This window comes from Bradyrhizobium sp. C-145 (genome assembly GCF_023375135.1).
GTDB classification, from domain to species: Bacteria; Pseudomonadota; Alphaproteobacteria; order Rhizobiales; family Xanthobacteraceae; genus Bradyrhizobium; species Bradyrhizobium zhanjiangense.
Genome location: NZ_CP088150.1, coordinates 8,141,069 through 8,152,975, shown reverse-complemented (window position 1 = coordinate 8,152,975; position 11,907 = coordinate 8,141,069). Strand labels below are relative to the sequence as shown.

At 62.1% G+C, this 11,907-nt stretch carries 8 protein-coding genes and 1 pseudogene; 2 read left to right on the top strand and 7 right to left on the bottom strand.

Annotated features, from left to right (window positions below):
* Window positions 1–127 precede the first annotated feature (127 nt).
* Window positions 128–2,050 carry an ATP-dependent zinc metalloprotease FtsH gene (gene ftsH, locus LRP30_RS38365; RefSeq protein ID WP_091880422.1) on the top strand — a complete coding sequence of 641 codons (1,923 nt, stop codon included), beginning with the start codon at window positions 128–130 and terminating at the stop codon, window positions 2,048–2,050.
* A gap of 531 nt (window positions 2,051–2,581) precedes the next feature.
* On the opposite strand, the gene LRP30_RS38360 is transcribed toward ftsH, so the two are convergent.
* Window positions 2,582–3,448, bottom strand: coding sequence for an alpha/beta hydrolase (locus LRP30_RS38360; protein WP_249758166.1), 867 nt, complete (start codon window positions 3,446–3,448; stop codon window positions 2,582–2,584).
* A 122-nt stretch (window positions 3,449–3,570) separates the two neighbouring features.
* A pseudogene (locus LRP30_RS38355) lies at window positions 3,571–3,720 on the bottom strand (EamA family transporter); the annotation flags it as partial.
* 252 nt (window positions 3,721–3,972) lie between these two features.
* On the opposite strand from LRP30_RS38355, the gene LRP30_RS38350 reads away from it, so the two are divergent.
* Complete coding sequence (locus tag LRP30_RS38350) at window positions 3,973–4,890, top strand: NADP-dependent oxidoreductase (RefSeq protein WP_249758165.1); 918 nt, start codon at window positions 3,973–3,975, stop codon at window positions 4,888–4,890.
* A 274-nt stretch (window positions 4,891–5,164) separates the two neighbouring features.
* Here LRP30_RS38350 and LRP30_RS38345 read toward each other — a convergent pair whose 3' ends face one another.
* The 5 genes from LRP30_RS38345 to LRP30_RS38325 form a co-directional block, all read right to left on the bottom strand.
* Window positions 5,165–5,440 (bottom strand): hypothetical protein, encoded by a 276-nt coding sequence (locus LRP30_RS38345; RefSeq protein WP_249758164.1) that lies wholly within the window; start codon window positions 5,438–5,440, stop codon window positions 5,165–5,167.
* A 334-nt stretch (window positions 5,441–5,774) separates the two neighbouring features.
* Window positions 5,775–6,497: a metallophosphoesterase gene (locus LRP30_RS38340; RefSeq protein WP_128936509.1), complete on the bottom strand. Its 723-nt coding sequence runs from the start codon at window positions 6,495–6,497 to the stop codon at window positions 5,775–5,777.
* Window positions 6,498–6,501: 4 nt separating this feature from the next.
* Window positions 6,502–7,284 (bottom strand): nucleotidyltransferase family protein, encoded by a 783-nt coding sequence (locus LRP30_RS38335; protein ID WP_249758163.1) that lies wholly within the window; start codon window positions 7,282–7,284, stop codon window positions 6,502–6,504.
* 377 nt (window positions 7,285–7,661) lie between these two features.
* The gene (locus LRP30_RS38330; RefSeq protein ID WP_249758162.1) at window positions 7,662–8,405 is read right to left on the bottom strand and encodes a protein-L-isoaspartate(D-aspartate) O-methyltransferase; all 744 of its coding nucleotides are present in this window, start codon (window positions 8,403–8,405) and stop codon (window positions 7,662–7,664) included.
* A 113-nt stretch (window positions 8,406–8,518) separates the two neighbouring features.
* The gene (locus LRP30_RS38325) at window positions 8,519–11,890 is read right to left on the bottom strand and encodes an adenylate/guanylate cyclase domain-containing protein (protein ID WP_249758161.1); all 3,372 of its coding nucleotides are present in this window, start codon (window positions 11,888–11,890) and stop codon (window positions 8,519–8,521) included.
* Between the last annotated feature and the right edge of the window lie 17 nt (window positions 11,891–11,907).

Here is an 11,907-nt window from a genome sequence, read left to right as displayed (position 1 = left end):
CAGCGACCGGGGCGGCACCTAAATTGTATGCGTCTAACCGAGAGGATTCCTTGGGATTTCCTCGCATTGACCAAAGTAACTCCCCAAGGATCAAGGCCGCGATCCGCGCGACCACGAAGGAAGATCGATGAACGCCAATCTGCGCAATTTCGCCCTCTGGGTCATCATTGTCTTGCTGCTATTGGCATTGTTCACGCTCTTCCAGAATCCAGGTCAGCGCGCGTCCTCGCAGGACATCGCCTTCTCCCAGCTGCTGAGCGAGGTTGACCGCGGCAATGTCCGCGACGTCGTGATCCAGGGTCCCGACATCCACGGCACTTTCACCAACGGCTCCAGCTTCCAGACCTATGCGCCGAACGATCCGACGCTGGTGAAGCGGCTCTATGACAGCAAGGTGCAGATCACCGCGAAGCCGCCCGGCGACAACGTGCCGTGGTTCGTCTCGCTGCTGGTCTCCTGGCTGCCCTTCATCGCGCTGATCGGCGTGTGGATCTTCCTGTCGCGGCAGATGCAGGGCGGTGCCGGCAAGGCGATGGGCTTTGGCAAGTCGCGCGCCAAGATGCTGACCGAAGCGCATGGTCGCGTCACCTTCGAGGACGTCGCCGGCGTCGACGAGGCCAAGCAGGACCTCCAGGAGATCGTCGAATTCCTGCGCGACCCCGGCAAATTCCAGCGCCTCGGCGGCCGCATTCCGCGCGGCGTGCTGCTGGTCGGCCCTCCCGGCACCGGCAAGACCCTGATCGCGCGTGCGGTCGCGGGCGAGGCCAACGTGCCGTTCTTCACCATTTCCGGTTCCGACTTCGTCGAGATGTTCGTCGGCGTCGGCGCGAGCCGTGTCCGCGACATGTTTGAGCAGGCCAAGAAGAACGCACCCTGCATCATCTTCATCGACGAAATCGACGCCGTCGGTCGTCACCGTGGCGCCGGTCTCGGCGGCGGCAATGACGAGCGCGAGCAGACGCTGAATCAGCTGCTGGTCGAGATGGACGGCTTCGAGGCCAACGAGGGCGTGATCCTCATTGCGGCGACCAACCGTCCCGACGTGCTCGATCCCGCGCTGCTGCGTCCGGGCCGCTTCGACCGCCAGGTCGTGGTGCCGAATCCTGACGTCGTCGGCCGCGAGCAGATCCTCAAGGTGCATGTTCGTAAAGTTCCGCTGGCGCCGGATATCAACCTCAAGACCATCGCGCGCGGCACCCCGGGCTTCTCCGGCGCCGACCTGATGAACCTCGTCAACGAAGCCGCTTTGACCGCGGCCCGCCGCAACAAGCGGATGGTGACGCAGGCCGAGTTCGAGGAGGCCAAGGACAAGGTGATGATGGGCGCCGAGCGCAAGTCGCTCGTCATGACCGAGGAAGAGAAGCTGCTGACGGCCTATCACGAGGGCGGCCACGCCATCGTCGGCCTCAACGTGCCCGCGACCGATCCGATCCACAAGGCGACCATCATCCCGCGCGGCCGTGCGCTCGGTATGGTCATGCAGTTGCCGGAGCGCGACAAGCTGTCGATGTCGCTGGAGCAGATGACCTCGCGCCTCGCCATCATGATGGGTGGCCGCGTCGCCGAAGAGCTGATCTTCGGCCGCGAGAAGGTGACTTCGGGTGCCGCCTCCGACATCGAGCAGGCCACGCGCCTTGCCCGCATGATGGTGACGCGCTGGGGCCTGTCGGAAGAGCTCGGCACCGTCTCCTACGGCGAGAACCAGGACGAGGTCTTCCTCGGCATGTCGGTGTCGCGGACGCAGAACGCCTCCGAGGCAACGGTCCAGAAGATCGATTCCGAGATCAAGCGTCTGGTCGAGGAAGGCTACAAGGAAGCAACCCGCATCCTCACCGAGAAGCATGCCGACCTCGAGACGCTCGCCAAGGGCCTGCTCGAGTTCGAGACGCTGACCGGCGAGGAGATCGTCGACCTGCTCAAGGGCAAGAAGCCGAACCGCGAGTCCGTGCTGGAGCCGGCCACGCCGCGCGCTTCCGCCGTGCCCCCGGCCGGCAAGTCGCGCCCGCGGCCCGATCCGGATCCTGGCCTGGAGCCGCAGCCGCAGGCGTAAGCTCCGAGATGCAGATCGAATTGAAAAACGCGGCGGCAACGCCGCGTTTTTTGTGGTCTCGCAATTCAGATCTCGTGCCCCGGACACAGCGCAGCGCGTCGCCCTTGCGACGTGGTGCGCTGCTGAGCCGGGGCCCATGCTTCAGCGGTGTACGCGGCGGCGGGTCCCGGCTCTGCGCCACAACGCCGTAAGCGCGTTCACGCGCGTCTTCGATGCGTTATGGCGTTGCAGCGCGTCCGGGACACGAGAGGGAGGCGCGCTATTACCGCAGACTCGGTCATTGCGAGCGCAGCGAAGCAATCCAGAATCGTTCCGCCGAGGGATTCTGGATTGCTTCGTCGCAAGGGCTCCTCGCAATGACGGTGTCGAGAGAGCTGCGCTCGCAATGACGATGTTGATGCAGTTGCGCTCGCAATGACATGGCACCAGCTTCATAGGGTGGGCAAAGGCGCGCTCGCGCCGTGCCCACCATCTCTCGGAACGCACGGTCGACATGGTGGGCACGCTACGCTTTGCCCACCCTACAGCTCTTCATTTCGGCGATGCGCGCGGGCCTCCGCCACGCGCCAGGAAATGCAGCACGTCATCGTTGAACTGCTCGGGATCCTGCAAGAACGAGAAGTGACTGACCTCCGGCTGGAGCAGCAGGCCGGCGCCGGGAATGTTCGCCGCCATGAACTCGGTATTCTCGCGCTTGATCGCCTCGTCATGATCGCCGTCCACGATCCAGGTCGGGGCCTTGATCGAAGCGAGATCCGAAGCCGTCCATTTCGGCTGGCTCTCCCACATTTTGGTGATGTCGGCGACGAAGCTCTTGTACTCCGTCCGTGTCGGCGAGAGGCGCTTGTATTCTTCGCCGGCCCTGGCGATGTAGGCGTTGAAGACGTCGCTTGAAGCGATGTCCGCAACGCCTGACGGATCCGAGTTCGCCGCGAAGGCGAACAGCTTGCTCACCCGCTCCGGATGCTTCATGGCGATGTCGAGGCCGATGATCGCGCCGTCGCTCCAGCCGACGATCGCCGCCTTCCTGATCTTGAGATGGTCGAGCAGCCCGACCACGTCCGAGGCCATGAGGTCGTAACCGTAGGGCTCCTGATTGCGGCTGCTGCGCCCATGGCCGCGGCTCTCCATGACGATGACCTGATAGTGCTGCTGCAGCGCGCGGACCTGGTGGCCCCAGTAGTTCGCATTGGCAAGACCGCCATGCAGCAACAGGACGGGCTGCCCGCGACCGAACACCGCGTACCAGATCTTGACCCCGTTGATGGGCGCGAGACCGCTGTGGGCCGCTTTGGGCAGTGTCGGCGTCGGCGGCAGGCTCAGCCATTGCGGCGCCGCGCGCGCTCCGCCGATCGAGACCATGACGAGAAGCGCGGTGACGAGATGGCGAAACTTCATGATGCGTCTTCCTGTTCGACCATTCGATATTACCGCATGATCAGGCGGGCGCGTGGGATCGCAACATCGTGATCTCCATTGGCCGGACAGATGATGTCGATGCCATGACGCGACGTCGGTGTTCAAACGAGGCGCGCGCTCGGTCTGGCCTGTGTCGTCGCCACGCCTGACATCGCGAGCAGCCCACCGACGATCAACTTTGGCGTCATGCGCTCGCCAAGCAACAACACGCTCGACATCAAGGCGAACACCGGAAACAGCAGGCCGAAAGGTCCATTGCGCTTGGTACAGCCAAAATCCGCAATCTTGGTACTGTTTTATGACCAGGCGCAACGCATCTATTCGCCAGCACCGGCGACTGGAGCGATTCCGATCGATCAGGCTGAGTGGGAGCCCCAGTCAATGCAGACAGTTCAGATCGCAGACACGGAGACAGGAATTCCACACTGCCTGGCGTTTTGTTGATGGCCGGCACATCCACGCCCCCTGCAACACACTAACAAATGACCGAGGAGATAATTCCCATGAAGGCGATCGTTGTAACGGACCGAACCGCGGGAACGGCCGCGATGAAGCTGGTGGAGCGGCCCGCGCCGCAGGCAGCGATAAACGACGTCGTCGTTCAGGTTCATGCGTCGGGATTTGTCCCGACTGAGCTGGCGTGGCCCTCGACCTGGACCGATCGCCTCGATCGTGACCGAACACCGTCGATCCCTGGGCACGAGCTGGCCGGAGTGGTCACCGCTCTCGGATATGGCACCACGGGGCTGTCGGTGGGACAGCGGGTGTTCGGCCTCGCGGATTGGTATCGCGACGGCACGCTGGCCGAGTATGTGGCGATCGAGGCTCGCAACCTCGCGCCGCTGCCGGGCGACGTCGACTTCACGGTGGGCGCGAGCCTGCCGATCTCGGGCCTGACCGCATGGCAAGGGCTGTTCCAGCACGGCCGCCTTCACGCGGGGCAGAGCGTTCTCGCACACGGCGCGGCCGGCGCAGTCGGGTCGATGGTGACGCAACTCGCACGAGAGGCCGGCGCCTACGTCATCGGCACCGGACGTGCCGCCGACCGTCAGACGGTGCTCGACTTCGGCGCGAAGGAGTTCGTCGATCTCGACAACGACGCCCTGGAAGAGGTCGGCGAAGTCGATCTGGTATTTGATGTTATCGGCGGTGATATCCAGAAGCGGTCTGCAGGACTGATTCGAACTGGAGGAATATTGGTGACTGTCGTCGGGCCGGCCGAGGCGCGGCCCTCCGACGGCGTGGCGGTTGACTTCGTCGTCGAGCCCGATCGTGCGCAACTGAGTGAGATCGTCCAGCGGGTACGGGATGGACGATTGCGGACGAACATCGGCAACATCTCGACGCTCGACGATGCCGTCGCTGCCTTAAATCCGACCGAGCGACGCAAGGGCAATACGATCATCCGCGTTCGTCCCTGAGCGATGCATGCCCATTGATGCACGCAGCCGGCCCGGCGCTGTCCGGGTCGGCCGGACGTTAAGAAAATGTCCGAAGCGGGTCCATAAGCGGCAGTGGAAGCGAGCGAGTCACGCGCCGGTTTACCGCCTATAGCAGACATCACAATAGGCCCAACGTTGTTCGGCTAAGGGCCGTGTGTGGACGGCCTCGCAGGCCGCGAGCGATCTGGTACACGACCGCGCAGTCATTCCCTTCGGATGCGTTCAGGCAAGCAGCGGGGTTTCCCGAAATTCCTCATCGATGCATCCACGCCCTGGAAATCGAAAGCAGTGTGTGACCGATGACGCTGAGGAGCGCCGCGATGCCCCATATAGTGAACATGTTCTCTTTGTAGCTTCCAGAAAAGCCAGCGCGTTCGGCGATCACATCGCCGATATACTTCCACCAGCCGGTGAGAGTGCCCGGCAACCCGCCAATCGCATCAGCAATCGCAAGCGTGACTCCAGAGATTACGGGAAGATAGAAGACGAGAATCACGGATGCGGCGAGAACACGGAGAATGAATCGCATGAGACCCTCCAATGTACGCAATGATCGCCGCGAACTCACCGAGCCGTTGTTTCTACGTGAGTCCCCTTTGAGGACAGCAGCTCGAAACAATCCGCTTCGCTTACACTCATGACTGCGCACGCGCCCCTGCAAAAAACTGCTGCTCCCGCGCGCGCGTTTATCGCCGAGAGCGGAATCATTTTCGGCGCGACCGCGGCGCTCTATGGCGAGATCACGGTCAAGAATGGTCGGGTCGAGCACCAACTTCGACACTGCGCATTAACGAAACGCCCAATATCGAGGTCCATAGCGTCAAAGAGCTCGGAGCCACCGGGCTTCGCCGTGGCAGCCCGCCTCAAACCTGAATCAAGGCGTAGGGTCGACCGCTGGGCTTCTTGATTGACCGCGCCACGTTGTAAACCCGCGCGCCTCCGGGCGTGCGGCCTTCATAGCGGCCCTGATGAGCATGGCCGTGAACGACCGCACTCACCGTAAATCGATCGATCGTTTCGCCGAGGCGTGACGAGCCGAGGAACGGAAGAATCTCCAGCGGCTCGCCTTCAACCGTATCGAGAATCGGCGCATAGTGAAGGACGACAACAGCCTGCTTGCTCGCCACCGCGCGCATCGCATTTTCGAGGTGCGTCGCTTCGTTGACGGCTTCGGCGACCAGGCTCTTGACGACGGCCTCGCCGAACGAAGCGAGCATGCGGCGGCCGAACCCACCGATGAAGCCCTTCACGCCGACGAAGGCGACGCCCTCGATTTCGTACGACTGCCCGTTGAGCAGGTGCATTCCGGCGCCCTTCAAAATGCTCTTTACGTCTTCAGTCTGCCCGGACTCGTAGTCGTGGTTTCCGAGCACGCCGACAACGGGAATGGAGCAGGCGCGCAAATCCTCCGCCAGAAGTTCCGCTTCGGACGGCTTGCCGAGGTCAGTGAGGTCGCCGCAAAGGACGAGCACCCGGGCCTTGGTCGAGAGCTCGGCAAAGAGTTCCCGGAAGGACAACGTGCGGTCCTCCTTCACGTGGAGATCGCCAATGGCAGCGAAGGTGAGCGTGTCGGGTTTTTCGGACATCGCGCTACTCGCTATCCTGGTCTGCGTCGGCAAAGCCCCATTCCTCAACGGCCGGGGCATAATCGACCTGCGAAAACAGGCGCCCCCGACATACCTTCACGCGCGGAGGAGGAAGTTCGAACTGGGTCTTCAGGCGGGCGACCAGTTCGTCCATCAGCCAGCGCGGCAGGCAATCGCGCTCGCTCGGATAGGCCCAGCGGAAGTTGAGTAGATGTGCCAGAAGCACCTCCCAATGCAGCTCCATGTAGGCAAGCAGACGCCGCCAGTCGATCTGATCGTGCTGCTTGAGAATGAGATGCGCGATATCCGGGCCATCGTAACGGTGCCGCAGCTGGACGAAGGCCTTGGACCAGATCAACTCCGTCGGGGCGATGATGCGCATCGGCGTACCGAACACCTCGATGCGCGGCGCGGATTCGAACCATTGGTCGGTCACGGGAGCCATGCCATGCCAGAAAGCGAAGATCACATCGAAAAAGTGCTCGTCCTGGAAGACCTTGCCGAGCCAGCGTTCGTCCTCGATTGCGACGGTGTACCCGAGGTTGCGGAAGTGGTTGAGAACACGTGGATAGTCAGTCGGCTTGCACACGATATCGAGATCTTTGGTAGCGCGCACCACGCCGGTATAGGCGCTCAGCGCATACGTGCCGGCCAAAAGAAACGGCAGATCCAGCTTCGCGAGCTCGCGCAAGGCCTGAGTGTAAAACACCTCGGCGCGGGCCGATGGCACGGTCGGCTCGGCGGCCGCAGCGATCGTCTCTATCGATCCAGTGATCTCCTTGGCCATAATAGTTCACTCGAAGCTCATCGGCTTCGGCCATGAGGGTCCCTGTTCGACAATCGAATAGACCATGCAAAGTTCCGCGCGCCCTAGGTCCCACCGGCAACAAACCGGTTCGCAATGGTCGATGGACTTCGCTTTCAGCGTGCCTTGGCGACGTTGAGGAATTGATTCGTCTTCAAATTCGGTACGTCTTCAGCGAGGCAGAGAAGCGCGTCAAACATCTGCGCACGGCGGTCGACAACATCGTATGCGGTGAGGTCCGCTATACCCCTGATAGCGGCGCGATAACCGACCTCACCAGAGGTCCGAGGCGGGCATTCGCGCGAGGCGCCGGCCGCCTCGACAAATTCCGGCTCAGCAAGAACGGGACGTTTGCGAGCTTAGTTTTGTGAACGCGTAAAGGGGACAAAGCGCACGAGGGCGACGGCGCGCGTCGTCGTCTTGTCGGGGGCGATTTTTTCGACGACCGTGAGCTGCTGAGTGGTGTAACCGGGTCCCACCGGCATAACGAGCCGGCCACCTACTTTAAGCTGTTCAATCAGGGGCGGCGGTGGCTGCCCGAGCGCGGCAGTCACGACGATGGCGTCAAAAGGACCGCATTCGGGCCAGCCATCGTATCCGTCGCCAAGCTTGACGCTCACGTTGTCATACGCGAGGTCTCTTAATGTTTTCGCGGCGGTCTCGGCCAATTGCGGGATGATCTCGATGGTGCAGACCTTTCGCGCCAGGTGCGCAAGGACGGCGGCCTGATAGCCCGAACCCGTCCCCACTTCCAGCACAACGTGATCGGGCGCGACCTCGACCAATTGGGTCATCAAGGCCACGATGTACGGCTGCGATATGGTCTGCCCGAGACCGATCGGCATCGGTCTGTCCGCGTATGCGATGGAGCAAGATTTCTCGGGGATGAACAGATGGCGTTTCGTTTGCTCCATGGCCTCAAGGACACTCTCCGACAGGCCTTGCTGTCCCAAGGCACTGGCGGCGGATCGGGCGTATGCCCGGATGGTCTCGACCATGGCGACGCGCTCGCGGACGCATTGCGCGTCCTTTGGTGCGTCCTGAGCGGTCGCTTCCCGGGTCACGACAACCATGGCAAACACGAGCAGCAGCAAGGCCTTCATCGTGCGCTCTCCGAGAAGGAATGGGCTCACGTCGAGCGCTCGAGCGCAATGAGCCGATTCGACGCATCACCTCAGCGAAACAAGGCGTCCGGCGAACGACCGCAGAGCAACCACTAGAGCTCGGCCAATTCTGCGGTGAGTGCCTTTGCGGCAAGGAGATCAGGCGTTTCGAAGCCTTCCGTAAACCATCGGTACGCTGAGGCAAGGAGATCCCGTGCTTCGATAAGCCTGCCTTCATCGCGCCAAAGCCGAGCCAGACTCATGGCTGCACGCAGTTCGAGCGACTTCGCGCTTTGCCTGCGTGCCACATTAAGTGCAGTTTGCAAATAAGCCTCGACCTCACCCACTGGAGCTCCACGAATGCGCCGCAGTTCGCCCTCAACGCATGCAACCTCTGCCTCCCACATATGCTCGTCATTGCGCGCCGCGAGGTCCTTTGCTTCTGTCAGTGCAGCGAGCCCTTTCTCGCCATCACCAAGCTGCAAATAGGCTGATGCCAACATGCACAAGTACCGAACTTGGTACCAGCTGGCTCCGAGCCCGGCCCGATCGTTCAAGCCTTGACGCATGAGCGCCAGGCCCTTCTCCGCGTCGCCTTCCTGCGCCATGGCCCAACCCCGAAGGATGAGGCCGCTCAACCGCCAGTAGTTCAAGCTGTGCTGATCGGCGAGGTCGATGATGGCGTCCGCGTGCGCACGTACGGCCGCCACGTCACCCGTCAGCTCCGCAGGTCCCGCTCCGCCATACACCGCGACGTGAGCGGTAAGGTTCGTCTGGTTCAGCTCCGCAGCGTACTCAAACGCCGCACGGCTTGTTCTCAGGGCCTGATCGGGATAGCCAAGGACCCAAAGCACGACCGCCAGGTAGGGTAACGCGGAGGCCTTCGGGTCATGGACATAGTGCACAGGCGCTGGCCGATGGGCGACCGGGTCATAGCGGCTTAAAATCGTCTCGAACTCGGAGCGGGCCGTAAGGAAGTCACCGGCGTGCATAGCCGTGAGAGCCGCCAAACGATGCGCCCCCAATTCCAGTGCCATGTCCCCGGTTCGCTCGGCGGCGAGGCGTGCCTCGGCAACCAGGCTCTGCATGGCGCGGTAGTCGCCTCTCACGAAATGAAAAATATACTTGCCGCTAAGTGTGGCGAACAACGCATCCATGTCATCGAGTTCGTAGCAGAGCGCATGAGCCCTGCTGAAGGCAGTGCCGAGCTGAGGAGACGTGTATCCGTGAATGGCGATCAGCGGACCTCCAATTGCTGTCTGGAGTGCGAGTTCTTGACGATCCCGCTCCAACCCTTCTGGATAGGCCTTGAGCGCTTCCAGCCCTCTTGAGAGATGAGTGATCGCTTCGAGATTGGCGGAACGCCCCGCGGCATTTCGGCCAGCCTGCAGCCAATAGCCGACCGCTTTGGCCGCCAGCCCGGCCTCTGCGAGATGCAAAGCTATCGTCTCCGGCTCCATCTCCGCACGCGCAGGAAAATGTTCTTCGAGAGCTGCGGCAATACGGGTGTGGATCTGCTGTCGCTTGCTCTTCAACAGGCTCTCGTGCGCGATGTCCTGTACCAGCGCATGCTTGAAGGTGTAGCCGACATCCGGAGGCACTCCTCGTCGAAAGATGAGTTCCGCCTCCAAGAGTTCATCGATAGCGCGCTGGAGGGCATCTTCACTGAGCGGCGTTACTGCTTTCAGAAGGTTGTATCCAAATTCTCGGCCAATGCAGGCCGCGATCTGGGCGACCTCCTTAACGGGTGCCAACCGGTCAAGACGGGCCATCAATGAATCCTGGAGCGTTGTCGGGATCGCCAGCGGGGGCAACGGACCAACAAGCTCATAGTAGCTCCCGCGGTCCTTAAGCAGCCCAGATTCAAGGACGGTCTTGGTGAGCTCCTCGACGAACAACGGCACACCGTCTGTCTTGGCTAAGATCTGTTCGAGCACCTCGTGCGGAAGCAGTTTGCCGCCGGTTATCCGGTCGACCACGGCAGTACCTTGCCTGCGTCCCAACCGGCTCAAGAAGAGTGCTGCCACGTGTCCATGCGCCGTCCAGCGCGGAACAAATTCCGGTCGGAAAGTAACGATCATCAGGATCGAGTGGCGCTGCACCTCGTCAACGGCGCGATCAATGAGCTCGAGCGTGGTGGGATCGGCCCAGTGGACGTCCTCGTAGATGGCAAGAACAGGTCGCTTTGCTGCCAAGCCCTTTATCTGCTCCAACAGAGCCTGGAACGTTCGCTCCTTCTTTTGGTGTGGACTAAGCTCCAGTGGAGAGTAGCGCTCGCCTGTCGGGATGGCCAACAGGTCTGCGAGAACTGGTGCGCTCCCGCGTATGTCGTCCGTCGCAAGAGTGAGCAATGCCTCAAGTTTATCGAGCTGTTCTTCGGAAGGGTCTTCTCGCCGTATTCTCGCTGCCCGTTCAAGTAGCCCAACGATAGGGTACAGGGCGCTGTTGATATGGAATGGCGAACAGAAATGACTTAGGCATGTGTGCGGAACGCCTGCGAGCCGGTCGCGCAGCGCTCGCACGAGATGGGATTTGCCGATGCCCGGTTCGCCGCCGAGCAGAACGATTTGTCCCTCTCGCCCTTTTGCCTGTTCCCAGCGGTCCAAGAGAAGTGCGAGCTCCTGGTCGCGACCGATCAGCGCGGTTGTCGACATCCCATGCTGGGCGTCAAATCGACTCTCGGCCACGCCCTCGCCGAGGACGAGCCACGCCTGCACCGGTCCGGGGAACCCTTTGAGAGGCACCGTCCCCAAGTCTTGGTATATGAAGGCTTCTCCGATGAGGCGGCGCGTTGAATCGGCGACTACAACGCCGCCGGGCTCGGCGAGCCCCTGCAAGCGGGCGGCCAGATTCGGGGTCTCTCCAATGACCGACCGCTCGCGGGCTTCTCCCTCGCCGATCAGTTCGCCGACCACGACCAGACCGGTTGCGATGCCAACGCGAGCAGCAAGTGCTGCACCAGCCGGCTCTGTAAGGGCGGCGACCGCCTTGGATATCCGAAGCCCGGCGCGAACTGCGCGCTCGGCCTCATCTTCATGCGCCCGCGGCCAGCCGAAGTAAGCAAGAACGCCGTCGCCGAGGAGCTTGGCGACATGGCCCTCGAACCGGGTGATCTCGCCCGCTACGGTGTTGTGATAGGCCTGCATCAGGTCCCGCAGCTCCTCAGGGTCACGTCCCGAGGCGAGCGCAGTCGAGCCCACCAGATCGACAAACATGACTGTGAGCTGCCGCCGATCTGCCTCCAACGGCAGCGGCAATTTTGGCTGTCCAGCCGAGGCGCGAACCTCCACAGGTATGGGACGGCTTCCCGGAGCGAGTGCGTGAATCGCCTTCAGCACCGTCTTGCGCGGGCCGAGTGGCAAACCAAGTTCCCGCAAGTCGTCCTCGGTCAGCTCTGGCAGGACCTCAGGCGTGACTTCCGCATCCTGGAAGGCCTGGGAGTAACGCTCCAGCCCAAGACCATCGAGCCATTCCGCGATGTTCACGCGACGCCTCCTCGCCT

Bases quoted from the DNA above. Each gene is read 5' to 3' on its own strand.
- ftsH (WP_091880422.1), top strand. From the start codon at position 128: ATGAACGCCAATCTGCGCAATTTCGCCCTCTGGGTCATCATTGTCTTG.
- LRP30_RS38360 (WP_249758166.1), bottom strand. From the start codon at position 3,448: ATGAAGTTTCGCCATCTCGTCACCGCGCTTCTCGTCATGGTCTCGATC.
- LRP30_RS38350 (WP_249758165.1), top strand. From the start codon at position 3,973: ATGAAGGCGATCGTTGTAACGGACCGAACCGCGGGAACGGCCGCGATG.
- LRP30_RS38345 (WP_249758164.1), bottom strand. From the start codon at position 5,440: ATGCGATTCATTCTCCGTGTTCTCGCCGCATCCGTGATTCTCGTCTTC.
- LRP30_RS38340 (WP_128936509.1), bottom strand. From the start codon at position 6,497: ATGTCCGAAAAACCCGACACGCTCACCTTCGCTGCCATTGGCGATCTC.
- LRP30_RS38335 (WP_249758163.1), bottom strand. From the start codon at position 7,284: ATGGCCAAGGAGATCACTGGATCGATAGAGACGATCGCTGCGGCCGCC.
- LRP30_RS38330 (WP_249758162.1), bottom strand. From the start codon at position 8,405: ATGAAGGCCTTGCTGCTGCTCGTGTTTGCCATGGTTGTCGTGACCCGG.